General features: G+C 64.5%; 26 protein-coding genes. 11 read left to right on the forward strand and 15 right to left on the reverse strand.

Annotated features, from left to right (window positions below; all coding sequences use genetic code 11):
- The first annotated feature begins 317 nt into the window (after window positions 1–317).
- Window positions 318–575 carry a hypothetical protein gene (locus tag EJ070_RS31950; protein ID WP_040972051.1) on the forward strand — a complete coding sequence of 86 codons (258 nt, stop codon included), beginning with the start codon at window positions 318–320 and terminating at the stop codon, window positions 573–575.
- 168 nt (window positions 576–743) lie between these two features.
- Entirely contained in the window at window positions 744–1,496 is a 753-nt protein-coding gene (locus EJ070_RS31955; RefSeq protein WP_245464742.1) for a hypothetical protein, read from the forward strand.
- On the opposite strand, the gene EJ070_RS31960 is transcribed toward EJ070_RS31955, so the two are convergent.
- The 6 genes from EJ070_RS31960 to EJ070_RS31985 form a co-directional block, all read right to left on the reverse strand.
- Window positions 1,439–1,783 carry a nucleotidyl transferase AbiEii/AbiGii toxin family protein gene (locus tag EJ070_RS31960; RefSeq protein WP_245464743.1) on the reverse strand — a complete coding sequence of 115 codons (345 nt, stop codon included), beginning with the start codon at window positions 1,781–1,783 and terminating at the stop codon, window positions 1,439–1,441. The two genes, EJ070_RS31955 and EJ070_RS31960, sit on opposite strands and share 58 nt — an antisense overlap.
- Window positions 1,784–1,858: 75 nt before the next feature.
- Window positions 1,859–2,083 carry a hypothetical protein gene (locus tag EJ070_RS31965; RefSeq protein WP_126094913.1) on the reverse strand — a complete coding sequence of 75 codons (225 nt, stop codon included), beginning with the start codon at window positions 2,081–2,083 and terminating at the stop codon, window positions 1,859–1,861.
- Between the two features lie 62 nt (window positions 2,084–2,145).
- Window positions 2,146–2,897 (reverse strand): IS5 family transposase gene (locus EJ070_RS31970; RefSeq protein WP_126094673.1). Its coding sequence is split into 2 segments (ribosomal slippage): window positions 2,146–2,567 and window positions 2,567–2,897, totalling 753 coding nucleotides; the frame shifts between segments, so codons are not numbered across the junction.
- A gap of 391 nt (window positions 2,898–3,288) precedes the next feature.
- Window positions 3,289–4,479 (reverse strand): IS91 family transposase, encoded by a 1,191-nt coding sequence (locus EJ070_RS31975; protein WP_126094914.1) that lies wholly within the window; start codon window positions 4,477–4,479, stop codon window positions 3,289–3,291.
- A 13-nt stretch (window positions 4,480–4,492) separates the two neighbouring features.
- Window positions 4,493–5,353, reverse strand: a complete 861-nt coding sequence (locus tag EJ070_RS31980; protein ID WP_126095991.1) for a site-specific integrase — start codon at window positions 5,351–5,353, stop codon at window positions 4,493–4,495.
- Window positions 5,354–5,473: 120 nt separating this feature from the next.
- A complete protein-coding gene (locus EJ070_RS31985; RefSeq protein ID WP_189350191.1) occupies window positions 5,474–6,805 on the reverse strand; it encodes a dihydroorotase in 1,332 nt (443 codons plus the stop codon).
- Between the two features lie 83 nt (window positions 6,806–6,888).
- On the opposite strand from EJ070_RS31985, the gene EJ070_RS31990 reads away from it, so the two are divergent.
- From EJ070_RS31990 to EJ070_RS32000, 3 genes are all read left to right on the forward strand, one after another.
- Window positions 6,889–7,764, forward strand: a complete 876-nt coding sequence (locus EJ070_RS31990) for a folate-binding protein YgfZ (RefSeq protein WP_126094915.1) — start codon at window positions 6,889–6,891, stop codon at window positions 7,762–7,764.
- A complete protein-coding gene (locus EJ070_RS31995) occupies window positions 7,764–8,402 on the forward strand; it encodes an HD family hydrolase (protein ID WP_126094916.1) in 639 nt (212 codons plus the stop codon). The genes EJ070_RS31990 and EJ070_RS31995 overlap by 1 nt, the downstream gene beginning before the upstream one ends.
- 65 nt (window positions 8,403–8,467) lie before the next feature.
- Window positions 8,468–10,606: an EAL domain-containing protein gene (locus EJ070_RS32000; RefSeq protein ID WP_126094917.1), complete on the forward strand. Its 2,139-nt coding sequence runs from the start codon at window positions 8,468–8,470 to the stop codon at window positions 10,604–10,606.
- Window positions 10,607–10,618: 12 nt separating this feature from the next.
- Here the strand turns inward: EJ070_RS32000 and EJ070_RS32005 are convergent, their stop codons facing one another.
- The gene (locus EJ070_RS32005) at window positions 10,619–11,536 is read right to left on the reverse strand and encodes a fatty acid desaturase family protein (RefSeq protein WP_126094918.1); all 918 of its coding nucleotides are present in this window, start codon (window positions 11,534–11,536) and stop codon (window positions 10,619–10,621) included.
- A gap of 84 nt (window positions 11,537–11,620) precedes the next feature.
- Here EJ070_RS32005 and EJ070_RS32010 point away from each other — a divergent pair, with 84 nt between their 5' ends.
- The gene (locus EJ070_RS32010; protein WP_126094919.1) at window positions 11,621–12,529 is read left to right on the forward strand and encodes a LysR substrate-binding domain-containing protein; all 909 of its coding nucleotides are present in this window, start codon (window positions 11,621–11,623) and stop codon (window positions 12,527–12,529) included.
- 3 nt (window positions 12,530–12,532) lie between these two features.
- On the opposite strand, the gene EJ070_RS32015 is transcribed toward EJ070_RS32010, so the two are convergent.
- The 5 genes from EJ070_RS32015 to EJ070_RS32035 all read right to left on the reverse strand — a co-directional run bounded on the left by EJ070_RS32015 (window position 12,533) and on the right by EJ070_RS32035 (window position 16,896).
- Window positions 12,533–12,805, reverse strand: coding sequence for a DUF3303 family protein (locus EJ070_RS32015; RefSeq protein ID WP_126094920.1), 273 nt, complete (start codon window positions 12,803–12,805; stop codon window positions 12,533–12,535).
- A 19-nt stretch (window positions 12,806–12,824) separates the two neighbouring features.
- Entirely contained in the window at window positions 12,825–14,279 is a 1,455-nt protein-coding gene (locus EJ070_RS32020; RefSeq protein ID WP_126094921.1) for a RimK family protein, read from the reverse strand.
- Between the two features lie 4 nt (window positions 14,280–14,283).
- Window positions 14,284–15,381 (reverse strand): GNAT family N-acetyltransferase/peptidase C39 family protein, encoded by a 1,098-nt coding sequence (locus EJ070_RS32025; RefSeq protein ID WP_126094922.1) that lies wholly within the window; start codon window positions 15,379–15,381, stop codon window positions 14,284–14,286.
- Window positions 15,382–15,586: 205 nt separating this feature from the next.
- Window positions 15,587–16,381 (reverse strand): anti-sigma factor, encoded by a 795-nt coding sequence (locus tag EJ070_RS32030; RefSeq protein ID WP_126094923.1) that lies wholly within the window; start codon window positions 16,379–16,381, stop codon window positions 15,587–15,589.
- Window positions 16,378–16,896 (reverse strand): RNA polymerase sigma factor, encoded by a 519-nt coding sequence (locus EJ070_RS32035; RefSeq protein WP_040972071.1) that lies wholly within the window; start codon window positions 16,894–16,896, stop codon window positions 16,378–16,380. Before EJ070_RS32035 ends, EJ070_RS32030 begins: the two co-directional genes overlap by 4 nt.
- A 215-nt stretch (window positions 16,897–17,111) precedes the next feature.
- On the opposite strand from EJ070_RS32035, the gene EJ070_RS32040 reads away from it, so the two are divergent.
- Together EJ070_RS32040 and EJ070_RS32045 are read left to right on the forward strand one after the other, a co-directional pair.
- On the forward strand, window positions 17,112–17,363 hold the full coding sequence (locus EJ070_RS32040; RefSeq protein ID WP_126094924.1) for a type II toxin-antitoxin system Phd/YefM family antitoxin: 252 nt from the start codon (window positions 17,112–17,114) through the stop codon (window positions 17,361–17,363).
- Complete coding sequence (locus EJ070_RS32045; protein ID WP_189350193.1) at window positions 17,356–17,751, forward strand: hypothetical protein; 396 nt, start codon at window positions 17,356–17,358, stop codon at window positions 17,749–17,751. The genes EJ070_RS32040 and EJ070_RS32045 overlap by 8 nt, the downstream gene beginning before the upstream one ends.
- Here EJ070_RS32045 and EJ070_RS32050 read toward each other — a convergent pair.
- The gene (locus EJ070_RS32050; RefSeq protein WP_126094925.1) at window positions 17,741–20,512 is read right to left on the reverse strand and encodes a DUF2339 domain-containing protein; all 2,772 of its coding nucleotides are present in this window, start codon (window positions 20,510–20,512) and stop codon (window positions 17,741–17,743) included. The genes EJ070_RS32045 and EJ070_RS32050 overlap by 11 nt on opposite strands.
- Here EJ070_RS32050 and EJ070_RS32055 point away from each other — a divergent pair.
- Window positions 20,487–20,741, forward strand: coding sequence for a hypothetical protein (locus tag EJ070_RS32055; protein WP_126094926.1), 255 nt, complete (start codon window positions 20,487–20,489; stop codon window positions 20,739–20,741). The two genes, EJ070_RS32050 and EJ070_RS32055, sit on opposite strands and share 26 nt — an antisense overlap.
- A gap of 15 nt (window positions 20,742–20,756) precedes the next feature.
- Window positions 20,757–21,221, forward strand: coding sequence for an NUDIX domain-containing protein (locus EJ070_RS32060; RefSeq protein WP_126094927.1), 465 nt, complete (start codon window positions 20,757–20,759; stop codon window positions 21,219–21,221).
- A gap of 8 nt (window positions 21,222–21,229) precedes the next feature.
- Here EJ070_RS32060 and recO read toward each other — a convergent pair whose 3' ends face one another.
- Entirely contained in the window at window positions 21,230–21,988 is a 759-nt protein-coding gene (gene recO, locus EJ070_RS32065) for a DNA repair protein RecO (protein ID WP_126094928.1), read from the reverse strand.
- A gap of 379 nt (window positions 21,989–22,367) precedes the next feature.
- On the opposite strand from recO, the gene EJ070_RS32070 reads away from it, so the two are divergent.
- Complete coding sequence (locus tag EJ070_RS32070; protein ID WP_245464744.1) at window positions 22,368–24,668, forward strand: mechanosensitive ion channel domain-containing protein; 2,301 nt, start codon at window positions 22,368–22,370, stop codon at window positions 24,666–24,668.
- A gap of 39 nt (window positions 24,669–24,707) precedes the next feature.
- Here EJ070_RS32070 and EJ070_RS32075 read toward each other — a convergent pair whose 3' ends face one another.
- Complete coding sequence (locus EJ070_RS32075; RefSeq protein ID WP_126094930.1) at window positions 24,708–25,601, reverse strand: aminoglycoside phosphotransferase family protein; 894 nt, start codon at window positions 25,599–25,601, stop codon at window positions 24,708–24,710.
- Between the last annotated feature and the right edge of the window lie 52 nt (window positions 25,602–25,653).

Below are 25,653 nucleotides of genomic sequence, written 5' to 3' on the forward strand. Positions count from 1 at the left end.
ACCGGGAACTGGCCCCCAATGTGACGCGCCTTATTGTGTCCGGCTGCGCCTTGGTGCAATGATGTGTTGCGCTTGTGCAACAATGTTAATGAAACGTTAGCGCACAATTGCGGAATTAACTCAAACTGAAGGTTTTGATGCCGCAAGCCGGTCTAATCGGCTAAGCTTCGGAACGGATTGAGCGCAGCCTTGCTCGAAATGTAGATTACGACCGCAAAAATGTCGTATTTACAAGCACTTATCTCGGGCTGCGAATGAACTGGAAGGTCAAGCCCGGTCTCTCGCCGGATCGCCGCTTGAAAAAGGTGGACATCGCAATGGAACATGGTGTCAGCGACATCGACGCGTTGGTCAGGGAAGAAAAGCGCCTGACCGCCGTGGAGAGCCACAGCGAAGCTTGGGCTGAGGGATTGTCGGCTGGCATCGAGCCCGAGATCATCGCCGAAGCCGCCCTCGAAACCGCGTTTGGCGAAATGCTGCGCGCCAATGGCGAGACCTCGGCGCTGGCCCTGCTCGACCGCATGCGCGAAAAGGTAATCTCCGGCGCCTTCGAGCCGGAGCGGCTCAAGCACTAGGCCGCCCGCTGTCTAACAGCGGCTTTTGACGGCGACGCGCCATTTGGGCATCATGCCTGGGTGCCTTAACAGCTCAAGCGCTGTCCGGACCGAGCGAGCCCGGGAACCATGGAGAGGCAAGGGGTGAGATTTTCGTTGGCAGGCCGGCCGCACGCCTGGACCGTAGGCATGTGGATCGCCGCGTTCTGCCTGGTCCTTCCAGTGGGCTTGTGCCTCGCCAGCACCCCTTCCCATGCGCTGAGCGAGATCCAGCGCCAGGATTTGCCTTCGCCGGTCACGCCACCCGCCAATGACGATACGGCCCCGCCGGACACGACCGTGCCGATACCGGACCCGCTCGGCACGAAACCCTCCGGCAACAGCCAGCCGGCCGACGAAAAAAACAAGAGCGAGCCTGAGGCGCCATCCGGCAGCGGCGGCGTCACCAGCCCGCGCGCCGATCCGGACGCACCGCCGCCCGCTGTCGTCTACGACCTCGACAAGCTGCCGGAACCGGTCAAGCGGATGCATGGGCTGATCGTCGAGGCCTGCAAAAGCGGCGACATCGAGAAGCTGAGGTCGCTGATCGGCTCGGGCGATTCCATGACGCAGCTGTCGCTTGGCGACATCGACGGCGATCCGATCACTTTCCTCAAGGGCCTGTCCGGCGACAGCGACGGCCAGGAGATCCTCGCCATACTGGAAGAGGTGCTCAGCGCCGGTTATGTCCACGTCGACACGGGCACGCCGCAGGAACTCTATGTCTGGCCATATTTCTTCGCGCTGCCGCTCGACAAGCTCGATCCCAGGCAACGCGTCGAGCTGTTCAAGCTCGTCACGGCAAGCGACTATGACGACATGAAGCAGTTCGGCGCCTACATCTTTTACCGCGTCGGCATCACGCCCACCGGCCAGTGGCTGTTCTTCGTCGCCGGGGATTGAGTTTCGCCAGCGATCGGCCTCATCCCTTGTCGAGATCGGCCTCCTTCGACGGATTCAGGGAAGAAGGCCCGGACGCCAAGCTCTGACGCCCGCGTCCGCAGTTCGCGATACCCGTCAGCGTCGGCGCAGAGGAAATCCAGATCCAGTGACCGCCGGTATTCGCCGAGTTTCATGACAATGGCGGTGCCACCGCCGAACCAGCACTGGGTGGCCGCCAGGAACTCGCGGTCCATCAGCCCGAGAGCTTCGGCAATGATCCTGTGTTCCGGTTTTCCAAACGCCTTCATGATCTCAACTCGCGGTGTTTCCGGCCTTGATTGTTTGCTGCGGGAAGACGTTCAAGAAGAGAGGAAAGCGAAACCTTACGAGGTGGTCAAAAGGATGCCATGACCGAACTTGTCAGCAAGTTTCCTAATAAGCAGATTTTCACGCGCAGTAAGGCTTTTTTGATCAACAAAACGCCAATTGCGTTCGTAAAGCGCAAATGCTTCTTCCGCAGGGATCGGACGCGACGCGTCTCGGCTCCAGGCGAGTACCTGGAGCTGCGGGAACTCTGCGGGAACGATCGGCGCGATATTTGCGGTCATGGTTCTGCAAACATAGTGCGGAGCGCTTAAGAAATCCAACGTGGCCTAAGGCTTGTGGGGATTCATCGAGAGTTAATGACGGCGGCGGCGAGATAGATCATTGCCGCGAAGCTTTTGTCGGTTTTGTCGGCACGCAAGGCGATGCGCTTGAATTCCTTGAGCTTGCAAAAGAAGTTCTCGATGAGGTGTCGCCACGTGTAGAGTTGGCGGTCGAGTGGCAAGGGCCTTGCGCGCCTCGGGTGCTGGGAGATGACGATCTTGGCGCCACGTTCGTTGAGATCGGCAACGATGGCATCACTGTCGAAGGCCTTGTCGGCGATCAGCCCGCCGAAATCTACGCCTTGCAGAAGCGGCTCGACGCCGACCGTGTCGAAGCGGTGCCCCGGCATCAGATGGAAGCGCACAAGGTTGCCGAGTGCATCGGTCAGCGCGAGGATCTTGGTGGTCATGCCGCCTTTGGAGCGGCCTATGGCCTGGCTCTGAGTCCCCCTTTTGCGCCCTGTCCGTGGCGGTGGACCTTGACGATGGTGGCGTCGATCATGGCGTATTCCATATCCGGCTCGTCCGAGCAGGCTTCGAAGAGCTTCACGAATACATCGGCCTTGCGCCAGTCGCTGAAACGACGAAACGCTGTGCTCCAGTTCCCGAAATGGGCAGGCAGATCGCGCCACGGGCTGCCCGTGCGCGCAATCCACAGAACTGCCTCGATGAACAGTCGGTTGTCATTGCCACTGCGTCCGGGATCGCTGGCTTTACCCAGACAATGCGGCTCCATCTTCGCCCATTGGGCGTCAGTCAATACGAATCGGTCCATCAAAAGCTTGAATCACATCGCCAAGCTTTGGTGAATCTGGAGGCTTCTGTGAGGTCCGTTGGCTCGACGGAGCCGCTTGGCACGACGTCGGACCTCATTGCAAGCCGGATTGAACGGAGCCGCGGGTCGGTCTGGCGTTATGGGGATTGTAGCCCTGCGGAGCGGTGGGGATTGTCTTTGCCAGGCTGATGAACGGCGTTCGCGGTTCGACCACAGCGATGGACAGCATGGCGGAAGGCAAAACCGTGATGGCGTGAACCGTCAGACAGGTAGCAGTGGCCTGTGCCGCTGGTCTGGCTGCTTGCGGCTTTGTGCGGTGGGACAAAGGTCTGGGTGCCGGCGCGCATGGCGACGGGTGCCGAACCAGACGATGTGGACGCACTCGGCGTGATCATGAGGTGTCATTCCAGAAGGGGGTCGGCGGCGGCTGCCCGCATCGCCACGTGGCGAGCGTGACCATCGCCCCTCCGCAGCATGGGCAGCGATGCGTCAACGCCAGGCGCTCGGCGGCGACAGCGGCGCTTTCGGCACTCGGTTCGAGATTGTTCTGCTGCTGGCTGGCCAGCAGTCGGTGGCACAGGCCGAGCTTGGCGGCGCGATGACCGTTGGCGAGGAAGCCGTAATGACGGATGCGATGGAAGCCGTCGGGCAGCGTGTGCAGGAGGAAGCGGCGGATGAACTCATCGGCATCGAGCGCCATGACCTTCGTCCTGGCGCCATGACGATAATCCCGCCAGCGGAACGCGACGCGATCTTCGGCCATGCTGACCAGCCGGGAGTTGGCGATGGCGACACGATGGGTGTAGCGGCCGAGATAGGCCAGCACCTGTTGCGGCCCGCCGAAGGGCGGCTTGGCGTAGACGACCCATTCGAGGCGACGGACTTCATCGAGCAAGCGGGCGAAGGCGTCGGGCTTTGCCAGGTGGGCGAGATCGCCGAAGAAGCCCAGCCGGCCCGCATCATGGGCCACTCGCAGTTCCTCCAGGAAGCGGCGGCGAAACAGGCGCGACAGCACGCGCACGGGTAAAAAGAATCCCGGCCTGCACGAGATCCAGCGTGTGCAGTCCGGCGAGACGCCGCCGCCCGGCACGATGCAATGCAGATGGGGATGGTAGGTGAGAGTCTGGCCCCAGCTGTGCAGCACTGCGATGAGGCCGATCTCGGCGCCCAGATGTCTGGGATCGGCGGCGATCGTGCGCAGCGTCTCGGCCGCCGCCTTGAACAGGATCGTGTAGAGCGCCGTCTTGTTGTGGAAGGCGATCGCGGCGACCTCGGCCGGCAGCGTGAACACCACGTGGAAGTAGGGCACCGGCAGCAGCTCGTCCTGCCGCGCGGCGAGCCAGTCCCGGCAGGCTTGGCCCTGGCACTTGGGGCAATGCCGGTTGCGGCAGGAATTGTAGGCCACGCGAATCGACCCGCAGGAGCGGCAGCCCTCGACATGACCGCCCAGTTCGGCGGTCCGACATAACTCGATCGCACTCATCGTGCGGCGCTCGACGCGCCCGAGATGGCCGTCATGGGCCTGTCGATACGCCTCGCCATAGCGGCGGAAGATATCCGCCACCTCCAGTCTCGCCGGCATGGGCGGGACCGGATCAGCCCGGCGGCACGACCTCGACGTTCAGCCGGTCGAGCGGGCTCGTCGTGCGCCGGATGAGGCCATTCGAGACCCTGGTGTAGCGCGCCGTGCTCGACAGGTTGTCGTGGCCGAGCAGAACCTGGATGATACGGATGTCGGTGCCGTTCTCCAGAAGATGCGTGGCGAAAGAGTGCCTGAGCGTGTGGACCGTCACCCGCTTGTCGATGCCGGCGGCCGCACGCGCCGAGCGACAGGCCGAATACAACACCTGTACATCGATAGGGCGATCGGCGCCGCGCCCGGGAAACAGCCAGTCCTGCGGCTTCGCCAGCCGCCAGTAAATCCGCAGGATGCGCAGAAGCTGCGCCGACAGCATCACGGTGCGGTCCTTGCCGCCCTTGCCGTGCTCGACCCGAATGACGCCGCGCCCGCTGTCGATGTCGCCGACCTTTAGGCCGACGGTCTCCGAGGCGCGAAGTCCAGCAGCGTAGGCTGTGGTCAGGGCCGTGCGCGTCTTCAGGCTCGGGACCGCTTCCAGGAACCTGACCACCTCGTCGGCGCTCAACACCACTGGCAGCGTGCGTGGTAAGCGGGCGTAGACAATGCGTTCCGGGATCTCGGCATGGCCCAACGTCACGCCGTAGAAGAACCGCAGTGCGCACACCGTCTGGTTCAGCGCCGGCCACGAAATCCCCGTTGAAACCAGATGCACCTGGAAGGCGCGCACGTCCTCAAGGCCAAGCCGGTCAGGGGAGCGGCTAAAGTAGCGCGAAAACTTCGCCACCGCGTGCACGTAGGATCGCTGGGTGGCCGGCGACAAATTGCGGATCGTCATGTCCTCGATCATGCGCCGGCGAAGAGGGCTCAACTCGACCATCTCAGTGCTCCTGTTCTCGAGATTGCGCTTCAACAGCCACAATCCTTCAAAACAGAAGCGTCACCCGCAAACCGATCCGCCAAATGCCGCGTTAGCGGCTTCGTTCAATCCCCACAGGCCTTAGGCCGCCAGCGCCTCGGAGAACTCCACCGCCCTACCCTGGCCGGACGTGACGATCTCACCCTCCCACATCACCCGGGTGCCGCGCACGACGGTGCCAACCGGCCAGCCGGTGACTTGCCTGCCGTCATAGGGCGTCCAGCCGGCCTTGGAGCCGGCCTGCGCGTTGGTGATGGTCTCGCGGCGCTTGAGGTCGATGACGGTGAAGTCGGCATCGTAGCCGGCGGCGATGCGGCCCTTCCGCGCCATGCCGAAGATGCGTTGCGGGCCATGGCTGGAAAGATCGACGAAACGCTGCAAGGTGAGCCGGCCCGCGTTGACGTGGTCGAGCATGATCGGCACCAGCGTCTGCACGCCGGTCATGCCGGACGGCGAGGCAGGATAGGGTTTCGCCTTCTCGGCCAGCGTGTGCGGCGCATGGTCGGAGCCCAGCACGTCGACAATGCCTTGCGAGATGCCGTGCCAGACGCCGTCGCGATGGCGCGCCGCCCGCACCGGCGGGTTCATCTGGATCAGCGTGCCCAGTCGCGCATAGTCGTCCGCCGTCAGCGTCAAGTGATGGGGCGTCACCTCGCAGGTCGCGACATCCTTGTGCTGTTCGAGGAAGATGATTTCTTCCGCTGTTGAGATGTGCAGCACATGGATGCGGGCGCGAGCCTGCCTTGCGATGCCCACTAGGCGCTCGGTGCAGCGCAGCGCGGCGATCTCGTCGCGCCAGACCGGGTGGGACGAAGCATCGTCCTCGACACGCAGCCCAAGCCGTTCGCGCAGGCGGAACTCGTCCTCGGAATGGAAAGCGGCGCGACGGCGCGTGTTCCTCAGGATCGAGGCGACGCCTTCGTCATCCTCGACCAGCAGATCGCCGGTGGACGAGCCCATGAAGACCTTGATGCCGGCCGCTCCCGGCAACCGTTCGAGCTCGCCGACATCGCCGGCATTGTCGCGCGTGCCGCCGACCCAGAAGGCAAAGTCGCAATGCATGCGACCGGTGGCGCGCCGCACCTTGTCGGCAAGCGTCGCCTCGCTGGTGGTCAACGGATTGGTGTTGGGCATTTCGAAGACGGCGGTGACGCCGCCCAGCACCGCCGCGCGCGAACCCGTCTCCAGATCCTCCTTGTGCTCCAGCCCCGGCTCGCGGAAATGCACCTGGCTGTCGACGACGCCCGGCAGGATATGCAGGCCGCGGCAGTCGATCGTCTCACCGGCCGATGCCTGGCCAAGATCGCCTATGGCAGCGATGCGCCCTGCCCTTACGCCGATATCGCGCCGGCCCTCGCCGTCATGGTTGACCACCGTGCCGCCTGTCAGGATGAGGTCGAAGGTGATTGCCATGGCTGGTCCAATCTCTTGCGGGGGGAGTGTGGCCGGCTTACGTAATGACCATCGTTTTTGCAAGATCAGGCCAACTTCCGCCCATGCCCTTTGCCCTGCTGAAAGACCGCGCGCTCATTTCCGTGTCTGGCCCCGACGCCGAGCATTTCCTGCAGAACATCCTGACCACCGATCTCGATACACTGGCCGCCGGCGAGGCCAAGCCTGGCGCGCTGCTGACGCCGCAAGGCAAGATCCTGTTCGATTTCCTCATCTCGCGCGCCGGCGACATCGGCTTCCGCCTGGAGTGCCGGGCCGACATAGCCGATGATTTCCTGCGCCGGCTGATGCTTTACAGGCTAAGGGCAAAGGCCGAGATTGCCAAGCAGAATCAGGTGTTTGTCACGGTTGCGTGGGACGGCGATTCAAACGCCTCACTTTCTGATTCAGCCGGGGCTGATTCAACAACGCTTGCCGATTCCCGTTTCCGCAATGTCGCGGTCGGGCGTGTCTATGGCAGCGCGGCCGAGGATGGCGACCCCGGCGCCTGGCAGGCGCTGCGCATCGCCAACGGCATCGCGGAAAGCGGTTCCGACTACCAGCTCGGCGACGCCTTCCCGCATGATGTCTTGCTTGATGAGACCGGTGGCGTCGGCTTCAGGAAGGGCTGCTATGTCGGCCAGGAAGTGGTCTCGCGCATGCAGCATCGCGGTACAGCGAGACGCCGCGTGCTGATCGCGTCCGCCGACGGTTCCCTGCCCGCTTCCGGCACCGAGCTCACCGTTGCCGGCCGGCCGGTCGGCGCGCTCGGCTCGGTCAGTGGCAAAACCGGTCTTGCCATCGCCCGCATCGACCGCGTCAAGGCGGCGCTCGATGCCGGCGAGAAGATCATGGCCGGCGACGTCGCAGTGACGCTTGCCATTCCTGCCTGGGCCAAGTTCACCTTTCCGCAGGACGCGGTCAGCGCGGAGGAGGCCTGATGGCGGCCGACCGGGCAGGCGCGCCGCCGCGCGCCTGGCAACGCATGCTGTCGGGCCGGCGGCTCGACCTGCTCGACCCCTCGCCGCTCGACATCGAGATCGCCGATATCGCGCATGGGCTCGCCCGCGTCGCCCGCTGGAACGGCCAGACCAGCGGCGAGCATGCCTTTTCCGTCGCGCAGCACTCGCTGCTGGTCGAGGCGCTCTATGGCGAGTTGGTGCCGGCCGCGTCTGCCGAAGCGCGGCTTGCCGCGCTGCTGCACGACGCGCCGGAATATGTCATCGGCGACATGATCTCGCCCTTCAAGTCGGTGATGGGCGGCTCCTACAAGGACTGCGAGCTGAGGCTGCAGCGCGCCATCCATCTGCGCTTCTCGCTGCCGGCGGAGCTCGGCGCCCCCTTGCGCAAGGACATCAAGCGCGCCGACCAGATCGCCGCCTACTACGAGGCGACGCTGCTCGCCGGCTTCTCGACGGCGGAGGCGACCGAGTATTTCGGCCGGCCACGCGGCTTTTCCGCCGACCGTTTCGACATCACGCCGCGCTCGGTGACCTGGGCGCAGACGGCATTTCTGAAGCGTTTCACGGCGCTTGAGGCTGAACGCCAGGCTTTTCTTGCGGTGAATTCCGCAACGTAAAAGAACGCTAAATTAACCGGCAGCGATGACAGTGACGTGTTCAGTCACGGTCAGCAGGCGCGCTCATGCCCGTCGCTCATGTCAAGACTGGTTCGGCCGCCGGCAGGCGGAAAGCAACCCGTGTTGGTCCGGCCGGGCGGATAGCCGAGGAACTCCGAGCGCAGAACGAACGCTTTTCGGCCGCCGTCGAGAACATGTCGCACGGGCTGTGCATGTTCGATGCCGATGAGCGCATGATCATCTGCAACCGGAACTACATCGACCTGTTCCGCCTCGACGCCAAGGTGATGAAGCCCGGCATCCGCTTCTTCGACATCCTACAGCACAGCGTCGATATCGGCATCGCCTCGCAAAGCGCCGAGGAGCTCTATGCCGTCCGCAAGCCCTATATCGACGGCGCGAAGCCCTCGACCTATGAGGAGACGCTGGCGGACGGGCGCATCATCGTCATCTCGCACCGGCCGCTGGCTTCCGGCGGCTGGGTGTCGATCTACGAGGACGTGACCGAGCAGCGGCGCGCCGAAGACGAGTTGAAGGAGCAGCACCGCCGCTTCGACGCCGCTTTAGCCAACATGTCGCAAGGGCTGCTGATGTACGACACCGACGGCAAGATGATCGTGCGCAACCAGCGTTTTCTGGAGCTCTACAAGGTCGCCGAGGCGGACTTCCCGTTTGGAACGACGCACCGCGACGCGCTCGAACGACTGATGGAGCTCGGCATCTACACCTCGATCGACGTCGACAGCGAAGTCGCCAAGACCGAAGCCTGCCTGCGGGCGGGGAAGATGCAGTCGACCTACCGCTATCTTTCCGACGGCAGGACGTTTCTGGTCGTACGCCAGCCGATGAGCGGCGGCTGGGTGGTGACCTTCGACGACGTCACCGAACGACGCCGCGCCGAAGAACGCATGACGCATCTTGCGCATCACGACACCCTGACCAACCTGCCCAACCGCTCGATGTTCCGCGAGCGGCTCGACCAGGCGCTGAGCGAGGCCAACGCCGCGCCGCTGGCCATCTTTTCGATCGACCTCGACCGCTTCAAGGCCGTCAACGACACGTTCGGACACCCGGCAGGCGACTGGCTGCTGAAATGCGTGGCCGAGCGCTTGCGGCGCTGCCTGCGCGGCGAGAAAGATGTGGTGGCCCGTTTCGGCGGCGATGAATTCGCCATCATCCAGTTCAACATCAAGGCGGCGGCCGATGCCGAAAAGCTGGCCAAGCGCATCATCGAGATCATCGGCAAGCCTTATCGCGACAAGGGCCGCGAGATGCATGTCGGCGTCAGCCTCGGCATCGCGCTCCATCCCGATGACGGGCGGGACGCCGACACGCTTTTGACCAATGCCGACATGGCGCTCTACCGGGGCAAGAGCGAGGGTCGCAACATCTACCGCTTCTTCGAGCCCGGCATGGACGCCATGGTGCGGGAGCGCCTGGCACTCGAAGCCGATCTCGAAGCGGCGCTCCCCAAGCGCGAGTTCGAACTGGATTTTCAGCCGATCCTCGACATCGCATCCGGCGATATCGTCGGCGCCGAAGCGCTGATGCGCTGGCGCTCGCCGTCGCGAGGGCTGGTGCCGCCGGAAGACTTCATCGCGGCGGCCGAGGAAACCGGGCTGATCGTGCAGCTCGGCGACTGGGCGCTGCGCAAGGCCTGCAGCGTGGCGGCAAGCTGGCCGCGGGACGTGCGCATGGCCGTCAACGTCTCGGCCGCCCAGATCAGGAGCGGCGGCTTCGCCCGCGGCGTGATCTCGGCGCTTGCCTTTTCCGGCCTGCCGGCCAGCCGCCTGGAGCTCGAAATCACCGAAACGGTGATGATGGACGAGAGCGATACGGTGCTGAAGACGCTCGGCCAATTGCGCGGGCTCGGCGTTCGCATCGCGCTCGACGATTTCGGCACCGGCTATTCCTCGCTCGGCTATCTGCGGCGTTTCCCGGTCGACAAGATCAAGATCGACCGCTCCTTCATCCGCGACCTCGACAAGCGCGACACGGCGGCGATCGTACGCACCGTGATCGGATTAGGCGCCGAGCTCGGCATCACCGTCACCGCCGAAGGCGTCGAGACCGAAGCGCAGCTCGAGATGCTGCGCAAAGCAGGTTGCGGCGAGGCACAAGGTTTTCTTATCGGCGTGCCGGCCAAGGCCCCAGAGACGAGCCGGCTGCTGCGCTCGCAGGAAAAGCTGCGCCAATCCGGCTGACGCCAGGCACCGTCAGCGCAGCGTCTCGATGTATTTCTCGTGGAAGCTCACGTATCCCGGCTCGACCACCTTGAGATGCCGCCCGATCAGCCGATGGAACGCCGGCAACTGGTGGAACGGCACGCCGGGATAAGCGTGATGCTCGGCATGGTAAGGCATGTTCCAGGCGAGCTTGCGGACAAACCAGTTGGTGATCGTCGTCCTGCTGTTTTCCAGCATGTTGGCGACGAAGGGGCAGCGGCCATGCTCGGCCAGCAGATAGAGCCTGAGGAAGGGCTGCCCGAGCAGCGCCGGCACGATCCAGACGTAAAGCAGCACGGTCGCCTTGAACCAGAGGGCAAGCGCCAGTAAGACGACGTAGAAAGCGATCATCGCGCGCGCCTCGGCCTGCACTTTCGGCAAGCCCTTCGGCGGCACGTAGCTGTCCCGGCAGCGACCGCCGGCATTGGTGCAGAGCGTCTTGAAATGCCCCCACCATACCGGCAGGCCCGAGACATGGACGATGTATTGCCGCAAGGTCTCGGGCTTCGGGAAGGCCAGTTCCGGATCGTTCTCCGGATCCTGGGTGAAGCGGTGATGGGCGAAATGAAAATAGCGGAACCAGTCGGCGGGCAGCGCGATCGCCAGGCTGCAGAGCCGAGCGACGGCATCGTTCAGCCACTGCGTCTCGAACGCCGTCCTGTGCAGCGTTTCGTGCAGCAGCGTGAACAGGAACACGATCAAGATGCCCTGCGGCAGCATCAGCAGCGGCCAGAACGGAACCTTGACCGCGATCAGCGCGCCGAGACCGACGATGGCACCGAGATGGATCGCGAACTGGAGGAGGCCCGGCCAGTCTGACTTGCCGGTCAGCCGGCTGCGCTCCGCACTGCTCAGCGAGGCGATGACGTCGCGGTGGTCGACGGGTTCGTTGCGGCCGATTGCGTGCATGAAACCAGCCTACTCAGCAAGAAACCTTTCGAAAAACGAGGATTTCTGTAAAATAGATAAGATTACCTTATCTTTCGGATTGCCATGGTCGCACTTCCATCGCTGAGGGGACTTCAGGCGTTCGAGGCGGCTGCGCGCACCGGCAGCTTCGTCGCGGCGGCGGAAGAGCTGTCGATTTCGGCGGCCGCCGTCAGCCAGCTCATCCGCACCGTCGAGGAGCAGATGGGCCGCAAGCTGTTCCACCGCGTCAACCGGCGCGTCGTGCTCACCGAAGCCGGCGTCGAGATGCTGCCCAGGCTCACCATGGCCTTCCAGGAGATCGGCAGCGTCGCGCGCGGCGGCGATGCTTTCCGGCCAAGGCTCGTCATCTCGGTGCCGCCTTCGATGGCGATGGGCTGGCTTTCCGAGCGCCTCGCCGGCTTCGTCGCCAGCCACGGCGCCGCCGACATCTCGCTCAGAGGCGACGACGACCCGGTGCCGTTCGACCATGAGCTGATCGACATCCGGCTTTCCTACGGCCCGCATTATCGCGAGCACCCGACCGAGGAGATCGTCCGGGACGCGGTCTATCCCGTCTGCGCACCGGGCCTTGCCGGCGCAATCAAGTCCGAAAACCTCGCCGGTCTGCCGTTGATCCACACCGACTGGGGACCGACCGGCGCCTCCTTTCCGTCCTGGCGCAACTGGTTCGAGGCGGCCGGCATCGAGCCAGGGCGGGCGGCACGGCGCGGCCTCTCCGCAAACTCGTCTCGGGCGGCACTCGACCTCGCCATGTCAGGGCTGGGCGTGGCGCTAGCGCAAGGCATTTATTGCGCCCGGGCGCTCGAAGACGGCAGGCTGGTGCGCCCTGCGGCCGGCGCGCTGGAACTGCGCCAGCCCTATTGCCTGACGATCCCGGAGCGCAGCGCGAGACGCGATGTCGTGGCTGCATTCCGCGAATGGCTGATCGAGGAATGTCGGCGCGCGGTCAGGTCTCCGGCGCTGATCGCCTAGCAGTTAGAGATGTCCAGCCAATGCGGCCACCATATCCTTGCTGGTCGCAACGGGAACGATCTCGAACTCGACCAGATCGGCCCATTCGATGACCCAGCGCTGCAGCAGCGTGACGTCATCGGCCTCGACCAGCAGGAAGCAGCGGCTCATGTCGCCTGCGATCCAACTGTGGTGCACGACGAGCTCGTCTGGCTTCAGCCGGCCCTTGTCGCGGAAGCGGCGGTAGATTTCCTTGCGGTCGCAGCCGCTGAAATCCTCGATTACGAAAAACAGCATCTTTGCCCCATTCGAGCAGCTATCGTTCCAGGCGCTCCAGGAACCACTGCGTCAGCCGCACCCAGACCTCGTCCTTCTCGCCGGAATCCTCCCAGCCATGGTCGAGATTGGGATTGTCGTTGACCTCGATGACGAAGACGCCGTCCTTGGTCTCCTTGAGGTCGACGCCGTAGAGCCCGTCGCCGATGCACTTTGCCGCCTTGACCGCCGTCTCGACGACATGCGGCGGCGTCTGCTTCAGCGTGAAGGTCTTGATGCCGCCCTGGTCGGGCTTGCCGTTGGCCTTGTGGTTGACGATCTGCCAGTGCTTCTTGGCCATCAGATAGTGGACGGCAAAGAGCGGCTGGCCGCCGAGCACGCCGACGCGCCAGTCATATTCGGTCGGGATGAATTTCTGCGCGATGAGGAGGTCGGAATCCTCCAGCCACTCGGTCGCGAGCTTCGTCAGTTCGGCGAGGTTCTCGCATTTCTTGACGCCGCGCGAGAAGGACGAGTCCGGGATCTTCAACACCAGCGGAAAGCCCAGCGTCTGCGCCGCAAGCTCAAGGTCCGAGGTGCCGGCGATCATCACCGTCGGCGGCACCGGCACCTTGTTGTAGGTCATCAGCTCGTTGAGATAGACCTTGTTGGTGCAGCGGATCATCGACAATGGGTCGTCGATCACCGGCATGCCTTCCTGCTGGGCGCGGCGCGCGAAGCGGTAGGTATGATTGGAGATGGACGTCGTCTCGCGGATGAACAGCGCGTCGTAGTTGGCGAGCTTGGCGAGATCCTTCCTGGTGATCGGCTCGACCTCGACGCCCATCTTTTCGGCGATCCGCGCCCAGTAGCGCAGCGAGGAAATTTCCGACGGCGGCAGTTCCTCATGCGGATCGACCAGCGTAGCGAAAGTATAGCGCGCCGGCGTTCGGCCCTTGGTGTCGCGCCATTCGCGGTTGGTATAGGTGTCCAGGCACTGCAGGAAAAAGGCGTCCTCTTCGTCGGTCATGCGGGCGAGCGGCAGGAAGCCGATCTTTCGGATCGAGGCCCATTCGGCGCTATCCTTGATGTGGACCTCGAGCGCCGGCGCGCGGAACCAGTCGAACAGAAGCTTGGTGAAGCGGTCCCACACTTTCGACGGGCCGATGCCGAAGAAGACGGCGACCTTCGACGGGAAGGTTCCGCCGAGATCCTTGCGGCATTTGTTGAGCGCGAGCTCGAGCTCGGGCAGCGCGTGCTCGTAGAGCTTGCGCTCCGACAGGTCGATCATCGTCTCGACGGTAGGGATCACCTTGTGGCCGCGCGAGCCGGCGAGCAGTGAGGCGTAGTAGCCGCGGCTCTGGTAGCCGTAGTTGTTCGACAGGTTGATGACCTTCGGCCGCTGGCCGCGAAACAGCGCCGGATGCGCGAGGTAGTCGCGGTTGGTGATGATCTTGTGCGGCGTCGCCACCTGGTCGAGGTCGTTCTGCCTGCCTGTGAGGATGACCCAGGTCATTGTTTCAGCGTTTTCCCAGAGTGATGGCGGCGCGCAACCCGTCGCGGCCGAACTGCGCCATGTTCATGAAGATAGCGTAAGGCACGGGAATGTTGGCGGCGTCGAGGATTGTCTCCTGCCTTTCGTCCTCGACCCAGGGATCGTGGATCAGGATATGGTCGCCGTCGTCGCCGATGGCGAGCACCCAATGCGGCACCTTCTTGCCGAACATCAGGAACCCGCTGATCAGCACCAGCACCAGCTTGCCCCCGGCAAGGGCGGTACGGATGTCGTCGATGCCGAACGGACGGTAATTCACCGGGATGCCGTAAAGTTCCGCGCGACGGCGAAAGTCGACCTGGGCGAGTTCCATCACCCGGCGTTTGTCCTCGCTGCGCACCGACTGCAGGAACAGCGCGCCGTGGAAGGAGACGAAGATCTCGGCGGCAAGCCCGCTTTCATAGCCGGCAACCGCCAGGCCGAAAGGCTCGCAGCCGCCCGGCCCCGACATCATGAAGACGGTGGTCGCCTCGCGCCACAAGCGGATCTCCATGACCGGATCAGGCACGAAGCCGTGGTCGAAATTGGCCATCGCCATCATCAGGCAGCAGGGGCCGCAGGTGAATTCGCAGGTCTGCTGGTAGAACGGCACCCCAGTAGCGGTCGGGACGTCGCCGCGCAGCGTCTTTTCGTAACGCAGCGCGGTGGCGCCATCCTCGTAGTAGTCGGGCTCGCGGCCGATCCTGCGGTAGCCCGCCTGCTCGTAGATGCTGATGGCGCGCTGATTGTCCTCGCGCACTTCGAGCCGCAGCATCATGCGATCGTGCTCGTAGGCCGCCTCCTCGGCCGCGGCCAGCAGTTGGCGGCCGATGCCGAGGTTGCCAAAGAACGGACCGACGGCGATGGAATAGAGCCGCGCCACGCCGCTGCCCTTGCGAAACAGCACCACCGCGTAGCCGGCGACATGGCTGTCGTTCTCGGCCACCAGCATCTCGGCGGTCTCGCGCTCGATGAACTGACGGAAGGAGCGGCGGGAAAGCCGGTCGCCCGAGAAGACGGCCTTCTCGATGGCGGCGAGGTCATCGACGTCTGACGCGCGGGCCTTGCGAATCTCGGCAGGCATGCGGGCTTGGGAGAACCTCGATTGGATTGCGGAAATGGCCCCGGTCACTAAAGCAACACCGGCCGAAGCGCCAGTATTCGTCAAGCGCTATCGCTCCTTGATTAGGGCCGAATTGTGACAGGTTCCGTGGCGGCAAGGAAGCGCGAAGTGTTTGAACAAGATCGCTGTTTGGAAGGGCTGCCGGCTGCGCAAAACGCAGCCGGTTTCAGCTCGAAATACCGGCGAGAAGCTGGCCATAGGCGATCTTGGCGACGTCCGACAGCCGCTCGCGCGGCAGCGAGCCGACGACGGCGCAGCCATAGCCTTTGTCCAACCAATAGACCGCCTCAGGGCCGTCCGCTTCGGCAGCATAGGTGCCCTTGGCGGCCGCGGACGATTCGGCGGTGACGAAGAGCGAGATGCGCTCGCCCTTGGCGTCCTCGTAAAGCAGCATCGCGGCCTTGCCGTGCTCGCCCGAAGGCAGCAGCCGGCCACCGACGAGCTCGAAGCCTTCGGCCGCCAGATCGGGCGCCACCAGCTTCAGCCCAACCCGGTTGGACAGCCATGTCTGAAGGTGGTCCTTGTCGCTCGCCGGCACCTCGACCGCGTGACGCTTCTCGCCGGCGTAGATGACATGGGCGGCGATCGCCTGCTCGACGAGCTGCTCGTCGCTGTCATCGCTTCGGCCGACGCCGCCGATGCCGGCGACATAGCCACTGATGCCGCCGACCATCAGCACGACGGCGGCCGCCGCCGAAAGCCACCAGCGCGAACGCCATGCAGACGTCTTCGCCGGCGCTTCGCCAAGCACCGCTGCCTTGAGCCGCGCCGGCACCGGCTCGTCCATGACGCCAGCCAAGGCGGCGCGCAGCGCCGTGCGGTCGGCGATGTAGCGAGCGCTCTTCGCCTTCATCTCAGGATTGGCTTCGAGCCAGGCTTCATAAGCCATGCGCTCCTCGCCCGGCAGCTCGCCGTCGAGGGCCATGTGGATATCGCGTTCAGTGAAATCGCGCCGGGTCATCGCTCGACAATCCTTATCGAGCGGCGGCGCGAAGAGTCGTCCAGCAGGCCGCGCAGTTCCTCGCGGCCGCGCGCGATGCGCGACATCAGTGTGCCGGCCGGCACGCCGAGGATGTTGGCGGCCTCGGCATAGGAAAAGCCTTCGATGGCGACCATCACCAATGCCGCGCGGCGATCGGGGCTGATCGCCTGCAGGGCATCCATGATCTCGCGCGAGGCGATGCTTTCGACCTGATCGGCGGGCGCAGCCTGGGCTTCGCCGGCTTCGAGCGGCAACATCGCCGACTCGCCACGCCGGTTAACCTTGCGCATCTGGTCGATGAACAGATGATGCATGATCGTAAACAGCCACCTCCGGGGGCTTTCTCCAGTCTGCCAGTTGTCGAGCCGCACAAGCGCCCGCTCCAGGCAGTCCTGGACGAGATCGTCGGCGGAATCGCGATCGCGCAGCAGCGAGCGCGCATAGCGCCGCAGACGCGGTATCTCGCTCAGGATCGCTGCCTTCTTGTCGTCCATGACCGCTTGTTTCGAGGTCGTTTTCCATCCGATTGAACGCGCCTTTCCGGCGCGGCGCAAGCAGCCAGCGCGAAGCGGACCACCCGCTCCGGTACCCAAGCACCTTAACAACGCCAACGGATGCCGGTTTATTCCCGGTCCAAATGGCGATGCTTTTGTTTGTCTAATTACGTAAGATAGGTATAATAGGTAAATTACGTATGAGGTGACGACCAATGAAGCAATTCACCTTTTCGGATATGAACCGCGCATCCGGCGAAATCCTGGAGACGGCGATGATCGAGCCGGTCGCTCTCACAAAACGTGGCAAAGAAAAGCTGATCATCCTGTCAGCCACCCAATACCGGCAACTCGTCGGCTCGTCCCATGCCGCCGCTTACACGCTCGAGAATGCGCCGGACGAGGTCCACGATGAACTCATGTCGGGGTTGGAGTCCATCATAACCGGCGACAAGCCGGATGCTTAAGCCCGGCGATCTGGTTCAATACTACTATTTATGGGCGCGACAGGCTGACGCCGGCGAAGAATCCGGCCGCAAAGCGCGACCGGTCTGCATTGTGGTCAGAACGCCGACCACGCCTGCGGCGCTATTCCTGTTCCCGCTCACCTCGCAAAAGCCCCACCGGTCCCGTACGCATATCGCCATCAGTGAGATCGAGTGCCGCAGGGGCGGCCTCGACTTTCCGTCATGGCTGATCCTCGATGAGTACAACCGCGTCCGGATGGACGAAGCTTATGATCTGGTCACAACAAAGCCGATCGGTTCCTTCAGCCCGGCATTTGTCCGCAAGATCGCGGGCCTCATCAAAGGCGCGGCCGGACAGCGCCGTCTGCGCGGCGTAGTTAGAAAATAGCGGGGTTGTCACCCTCTCTCGCCGCCCGCGTCAAAAGCCGCTGGTAGAACAGCCCGATGCCGATCAGCACCGCGCCCAGCCCGATGAAGGAGAGCGCGCGCAGCACGCCTTCCAGCTCCGACATGTCGAAGAGGAAGACTTTCACCACCGCGACCGCGATCAGCACCGCCGAGGCAATGCGCAGCAGCTGCGACCTCAGCCAGACGCCGGCGGTGAGCAGCGCCACGCCGATGACCAGCCAGAGCGCCGAATAGGTGTAGGTCTCGAGCTGGCCAAGGCCGCTCCACAAGCCGATGAACTCGCCCTTGAAGAGCCGCCGCACCGACAGCGTCGCATAAGCGAAGGCAAGCAACGAAGCGAACAGCGCCAGCATCGCCGCGTACCATCTTGGGCGCTTGTCGCGGACATAGAGCGCCAGCCCACCCGCGGCGATCGCCGGCAGCAGATAGGCGAGGAACAACAGGTTGAAGAACGGAATGGTGCCGGTCGATTCATCCGTCACCAGCGGGTTCAGCACCGCGAAATGCTGGATGACGATCAAGCCCGCCGAAACCACGCCGGCGGCCATCGAGCCATAGCGCAGCACCGAGCTCGGCGAACGCATGTCGATGGCGACGAGGATCGATCCGGCGCCGAGCGCGATCAGCGTGTAGATCGCCTGTTCGGCAAGGGTGACGGGGCCGGTGTCGATGACGCCGCCATGCATGGCGTGGCGCACCAGCATCGCAACGGTGAGCAGCGCGAACAGGGCCGAGGCCGCCTCCATGACAAGGCGCGGCCGTCCGTTGGTGGTGCGCGCCAGTTGCCAGGCGGTGAAGCCGAAGGCGAGCGCCGGCACGCCATAGCCAAGCAGCAGCCAGTTGACGACAGGCGTCCTCGACAGCGCCGCCGCGCCGACGATGGTCGGGTCGAAGGCGACGCGGCCGAGCACGGCGACCGCGGTACCAACCGCGATCCAGCCCAGCACCGGATAGGAGCGCCAGCGCGTCGCCAAGGCCGGCACGACGGCGGCGGCGCCGAGCAGCACCGTGGTCCAGCCGGAGCCGAAGGCCATGTGCAGCATCAGCAGAGCGGCAACGCCGGCCCCGGCGAGCGCGAAGGAGACAGCGGGTCCACCGCCGAGCGGCGGTTCCTCGCCACGCGCGATCCACTCGCCGCCAGCGGCAAAGATCAACACCAGAAGCAGCGCCGGCAGCGCGTAGCCGAAGTCGCGGTCGATATCGCCGAAGGTGAGCCAGAGCGCGGTCAGCACGACCAGCGGCGCGATCACGCCCCATGCCGCCCAGGACGCCGCGTGGACGGGTGCCGCGGCGGCGAAGCGGCGCGCGGCCCAGAAGCCGGCGGCAATGAAGACGATGGCGAGCGCGACGCCGATGCGGAAGGTCAGCGCATCGGATGCCGCCAGCGGTTCGGCGCCCAGGCCGACATCCAGCGCATCGGCGCCGATGGTGGCGGGCGGGACGATGCCGAGATAGATCAGCACCGTCGCCAGGCCGGCGGCGAAAACCAGTGGCAGTGCGCGGGGGCGGTAGAGCGCCACCGCGACAAGGGCCGCGAGCAGCACCGCGCCGTGCAAGGCATCGCCCGCCTTGGCAAAGACCGGATCGACCGACAGGCCGAGCGCGGTCAGCGCAATGAAAAAGCCGGGCACGATCGACGGCCAGTCGAAGCCGGATTCCGCTTCGTCGCGGCCAGTAATCAAGAAAAGGTCGAGCCAGACGAAGGCGAGCACGGCGAGCGTGGCAAGGCTGATGAACATCACGGCGGCAAGGTTCACCTCCGGCGCATCGGTCATATAGAGGGTGGTCCAGATGCCGCAGCCGGCGAAAGCCGCCGCGACGAGCGCCTTCCAGTCGCGGATGCGGGCGATTGCCGCCGTCGCGGCAAGCACGATCGCCAGATAGACGAACAGCGCCCAAGGGTTGGGCGCCTCGGAGGCGACGAATGCCGGCGTGACCATGGCGCCGACAAGGCCGATGCCGGCCAGCGCCAGGCCGTGGACCAGCGATACCGCGATTGTCGCAATGCCGATGGCGCCGAGCAGCGTGAAGGCGAGCGCCGGACCGATGAAGCCATAGATGCCATGCGCGGCATAGACGGTGCCGAACAGGATGAAGGCGCCGGCCGCCGTCAGGATCGCCGGGATATAGGCGCCGGCCGCGCCCTGCACCGGCACCCTGAAGCCGGTGCGGCGGATGAACTCGGCGCCGGCGACCAGCACCAGGCCGAGGATGCCGGCCATGGCGAGGCGCACGCCGGGGCCGAAAATGCCGGCCTCGATGGTGTAGCGGATCAGGAACAGCCCACCCAGCGCCAGGGCGATGCCTCCGACCCAGACCGCCCAGCGCGTGCCGAGCGCCGTCTCGACATCGGTCTGGCGCGCGGCCATTGCGGGCGCAGCCGCCTCGGCCGGCGCGGCAGGTTGCGCCACTTCGGCTGGCGTGGCGGGCTCGGACGGTGTCCCCTCGCCCGCTTCGGACGCCTCGGCTTTAGGAGCATCGGGCGCCGCGGCAGCGGCTTCAGCCGGGACGGCTTCATTTGCCTTCGGCACGGCAACCACGGCGGCTGCGGCCGGCGCTTCACCCGGCGCGCCTTCCGCCGCCCCGCCCGTTTTCGGCGCGGGCTGCGGGATACCCGAAAGCACCAGGCTGCGCAGCGCGCCAAGCTCGCGCTCGATCAGGCCGATGCGGGTTTGCTGGCGCGAAACGATGACGAATAAGGCGATGACAGCGGCAATGGCTATCAGGCTGAAAAAATCCATGGCGGCTCCCCTCAAAACCGTGCCAGTCGTGGCCGACAAATGCGGCAATGGGACGGCTATTGAAATCAGCGCCTTGCCGGCCTGCAAGGTCGAGCATGTTTCGGCGCCGATTGCCAGCAACTTGGGGCTTTATCCAATGGCACACGTCGAACGGCCGGACTCGGGCGGCGAGATTACCTGCCACCTGCCGCGAAATACTCGTGCTATTCTAGGGTCTTCGGGGGAATAGCCATGAGGACGACCGATGCCGCAGCGAAGCGCCGGGCTGCTGATCTACAGGCGAACCGGCGGTGTGTTCGAATTCCTGCTGGTCCATCCCGGCGGACCGTTCTGGGCAAAAAAGGATGAAGGCGCGTGGTCGATCCCGAAGGGGCTCATCGACGATGGCGAGGATGAGCTCGCGGCCGCCCGGCGCGAGACTGAGGAGGAGCTCGGCGTCGCCATCGACGGCGACTTCCAACCCGTCGGCCGCTACAAGCAGCCGAGCGGCAAGATCGTGATCGCCTGGAGCGTCGAAGCGGACATCAATGTGGACGCCGTCAGGAGCAATACGTTCACGATGGAATGGCCGCCAAGGTCCGGCGCCAAGAAGGAATTCCCCGAAGTGGACAAAGCCGGCTGGTTTTCACTTCCCGAAGCCGGCCTCAAGATCCTGAAAGGCCAGCGCGCCATCCTCGACGATTTTCTGGAACGGCGGGAAGCCAGATAGGCGCTGCCTTACTGTGCGACGTTTTCGATCGCTTTGATCGCCGCCTGATGCCGCCGCAAGGCCGCGAGAAAGCCGGCGCGAGCATCGGGCGCCTCGAGGCCGCGTGGCTCATAGACATGTCGGGTGAAGAAGAAGCCGGTCAGCCGGAAGGCGTCCTCCAGCGCGGCCGCGTCGGCGCGCAGGCCTGAGCCGCGCTGCAGGAAGGCGGGCAGCGCCAGCATCTTGTCGCGCCAGGGCTCACCGGCGGCGCGCGAAACGGCGCGCCCGGATTTCGGCGAGACATAGGCGAGATCCTGCCGCGTGCCGGTGGCCGCGCATTGGCTGAGATCGAGGCCGAAGCCGAGCTCATCGAGGATCAGCAATTCGAAGCGCGCCACCAGCTCGCCCGCGGCATCGGCGTCGTCGAGATGGGAGATCATCACGGCAAGCGCCTCGTAGAGGCCGCCATGGGCGTCGCGTTCCGGCAGAAGCCTGAGATGCGCGGCCATGGTCTGCAGGCCGTAGACGGCGACCGCGCTGTCCATCAGCCGGGCGGCGTTCATCTCGATCGCCTCGGCCTGGAAGATGCCCAAATGCTCGTCGAGCCGCGCGCGCCACAGAAGATCGACGCGGTTGCCGGGTTGGAGCACCGGCTGCTGCTTGCGCGAGCGGCCGCCGCGCACGAGACCCAGATGGCGGCCATGCGCGCGCGTCATCACCTCGAGGATGGCGCTGGTTTCGCCATGCCTGCGGGTGCCGAGAATGATTCCCTCGTCGCGCCATTCCATGGGTCGAGCTTTTCACCCGTTGGACGGTGAAATCAAGATTTGCGTGTGTCGTATCTGACACAGAGAAACCAGCCAGCGAGCGAACCGAGCGCTTCAACATAAGACGGTTCGCGCTGGCGATGACGCTGTCTTTGGCCAACCAGGCAACGATCGGCGGCAAAGTTCGTTATGGCACCCAGAGCGCGTCGCCAAGGAGGGACCCGCCGCACTCGACGAAGGTACCAACTTCCACCCCAGCAGGTTCGCCCTAGATGAACTGCACCAATGCGAAGATGCGGCTGCCTGCGATTTTGCAAGAATGTCCGAGCCGGCGCCGGCAGCGCGCACTCCGATCGATAGTTTTCCGCCAGGGCCAGCAATGCGAACTCTAATTTCTCTGTTGTTGTTTCTACTGCTCTGCGGGGCACCAAGCCTCGCCCAGCCGGCCGCACAAGGAGGTTCCAAGCCCGGCGAGCCGAACGCGGATGTCGAAGCGCTCATCACCATCCTGGAGAATGACCAGGCGCGGCACCGCCTGATCGACAAGCTGCGCGCCGCGGCCGCGGAAGGCAACCAGCCGGCGGCCGAGGCAGCGCCTGAAACGACGATCGCACAGGAGGTCGCTGCGTATACGAGGGACGCGGCAGAGAGCGCTTCGGGCCTGATCAAGACGACCGCCGCCCTCGTCGAGAGAATTGCCGGCGTCTTTTCGGGAGGCGTCTCGATCGATGTGCAGAGCCTTTGGAACGCCGTACGCAACAGCGCCCTTGTCGTGGTTCTCACCTTCGCCGTCTACCTCGCGTTGCGGTTCGCCTTTGGACGGTTCCAGCGCACATTCGCCAATGCAGCGACACGCGGAGGCAGGTTCGAGCGGTTCGGCTTCATCAGTTTGTCGGCGCTGGCCGACGCGCTCACCGTGCTCGCGGCCTGGGCAATCGGTTCGGTGTCTTCGCTCTCTGCTTTCGTTATCGACCAGGCGGGTCAGGCGGAGATGAACCGTGCGCTGTTCTTGAACGCCTTCCTGGTCATCGAGTTCATCAAGGTCCTTGCGCGGACACTGCTTGCCCCGAGATGGCCCGCGCTGCGGATCTGGACATTGGGCGACACAACGGCGGCATACTGGTATTTCTGGCTGAGCCGCTTCGTCAGCGTGGTCGGCTATACGATGTTCTTCCTCGCGCCGATCGTTGCGGTCAACGTTTCGGAAGACGCCGCGCAAGTGGTCCGCGTGGTCGTGATGTTTGCCGCGCTGGTGCTCGCCCTGATTGTCATCCTGCAGAATCGCGATCAGGTACGGCGATGGCTGCTGCGCCGCAGCGAGACCCGCCGAACCGACATTCTGAGCAGGTTCCTGGCCGGTCTCGCCAGGCTTTGGCACGTCGTGGCGATCGGATACCTGATCCTCGTCTTTGTTCTGTGGCTCGCAGCGCCCGCGATGGCCCTGCCGTTCGTCCTCGCTGCCACCGTCCAATCGATCATCGCCATAGCCATAGGGGTATTGCTGACGGGCGTCATCGCGCGGGTCGCCGGAGCGGGGATAAACCTGCCCGCCGAGGTCAGCGAGCGGCTTCCTTTGCTCGAGCGGCGCCTCAATGCCTTCGTTCCCAATGTGCTCAGGGCAGTTCGCATCCTGGTTGCCGCGGTCGTGCTGCTGGTCATCGCACAATTCTGGCGAGCGGCAGACGTCGTCGGGTGGCTGTCGAGCGAAGTCGGCCAGCGCTTCGCCGTTTCAATCGTTTCCGCGATCCTGATAATGCTGGTCGGCGGCCTGATCTATCTCGCCGTCCAATCGTGGGTGGAATATCGCCTCAATCCGAATTACGGCCATGTCCCCTCCCCGCGCGAACGGACGCTTCTCGCCCTGTTCCGCAATGCCTTTGTGGTCGCGCTGGGCGTCCTCATTGTCATGCTGGTCCTGTCCGAGTTTGGTGTAAACATCGGCCCGCTGCTTGCCGGCGCCGGCGTTGTCGGCCTCGCTGTCGGCTTCGGGGCGCAAAAACTGGTGCAGGACATCATCACCGGCGCCTTCATACAGTTCGAGAACGCGATGAACGAAGGCGATGTGGTGACCGCAGGAGGGGTCACAGGCACCGTTGAGCGGCTGACAATCCGGTCCGTGTCGTTGCGCACCCTCGACGGCGCCTATCATCTCATCCCGTTCTCTTCCGTCGATGCCGTGACGAACTTCATGAAGACCTTCAGCTATCACGTCGCATCGATCGGCGTGGATTACGGGGCGAGCATTCCCGAGGTGAAGCAGGCGATGCACGAGGCCTTCGACAAACTGAAGGAGGCCGGGTTCGCGGGCGACATCATCGGCGACCTCGAGATGCATGGCGTGACCGAATTCGCCGACTCCGCCATTTTGGTTCGGGCCCGCATCAAGACCAAGCCCGGAAAGCATTTTGCCCTCGGTCGCGCCTATAACGAGATCATCAAGGAGGTCTTCGAGGAGCGCGGCATCGAGATACCTTTCCCTCATGTGACGTTCTACATGGGCGGCGAAGACAAGGCGGGAAAGTCACCGCCGCCGCGCATCAAGCGGCCCGGGCCAAAGCTGACGACGGAAAGGCCCAAGCGCAGCGCGGCGACAAACGCTGCATTGGCCAAGTCGCCCAAACGCGGGCGCAAGACCAAGGTCACCCAGGACGGTCCGCCCGATGAAGGGCACGATGCGCCCGACCAGACCGAGGTTTCCTAGCAGGGACCGCTCGGCAGATTGTCCAAGCGTGGATCCGCGTTACGCCCAGCATTCGTGATCGGCGAGCACCTCGTCGATCACCCGGCGCTGCCTTCCGACCTCGGCCTGGTTGGCGTCATGTCCGGCAACGGTGATCAGCGCCTTCCACAGCGTCCAGCCGAGGCCGCGCGCCCAGGTCGCCTCATCGACCGCGATGGCGGCGCGGAAAGCCTCCCGGCTTTCGCCCTCGAAAAAGGTCCAGGCGATCGCGAGGTCGCAGGACGGGTCGCCGACGCCGGAGGTGCCGAAGTCGATGACGGCGCTCAGGCGGCCGTCTTCGACCAGCAGGTTGCCCGAGGCGACATCGCCATGGAACCAGACGGGCGAACCATGCCAGGTGGCGGCCAGGGCCGCCTCCCAGACCGTCGTGGCGGCTTGTGTATCGATCTGGCCATCGAGTGCTGCGATCGCCTGCCTCGCCTCGCCGTCATAGACCGTCAGCGGTCCGCCGCGATAAAAATTGTGCTGGCCAGGACCTGGCCCGCCGGTCGGATCGATCCGTTTCAGGGCGACGAGGAAATCGGCGAGCGAGAGCGCGAACGTGCTGAGATCGGCGACGCGTCCGTTCTTGGCCGTCCCGCCACCGATCCAGCGGTAGACGGACCAGTGCCACGGATAGAACGCGACCGGCTCGCCCATGGCCAGCGGCTCCGGGATCGGCAGCGGCAGATGCGGCGCGAGCTTCGGCAGCCAGCGCTGCTCCTTCTCGACCTGCAGCGAATAGGGAGCAGCACTTGGCAGCCTGACTGTCATCTCGTCGCCGAGATGGAAGGTGCGGTTGTCCCAACCACCGAACGCGACGGGCTTCACCGGCAGATGCCGCCATTCCGGAAACTGCGCATCGACCAGCCGGCGCACGAGATCGGTGTCGATTTCCACTGTCGGGTCATGCATGTCGTTGTCCTAAATCGCTGCGCGGTTTTAGACGGCATGCATCTGAGTCATG

This window comes from Mesorhizobium sp. M1E.F.Ca.ET.045.02.1.1 (genome assembly GCF_003952485.1).
GTDB lineage: Bacteria > Pseudomonadota > Alphaproteobacteria > Rhizobiales > Rhizobiaceae > Mesorhizobium.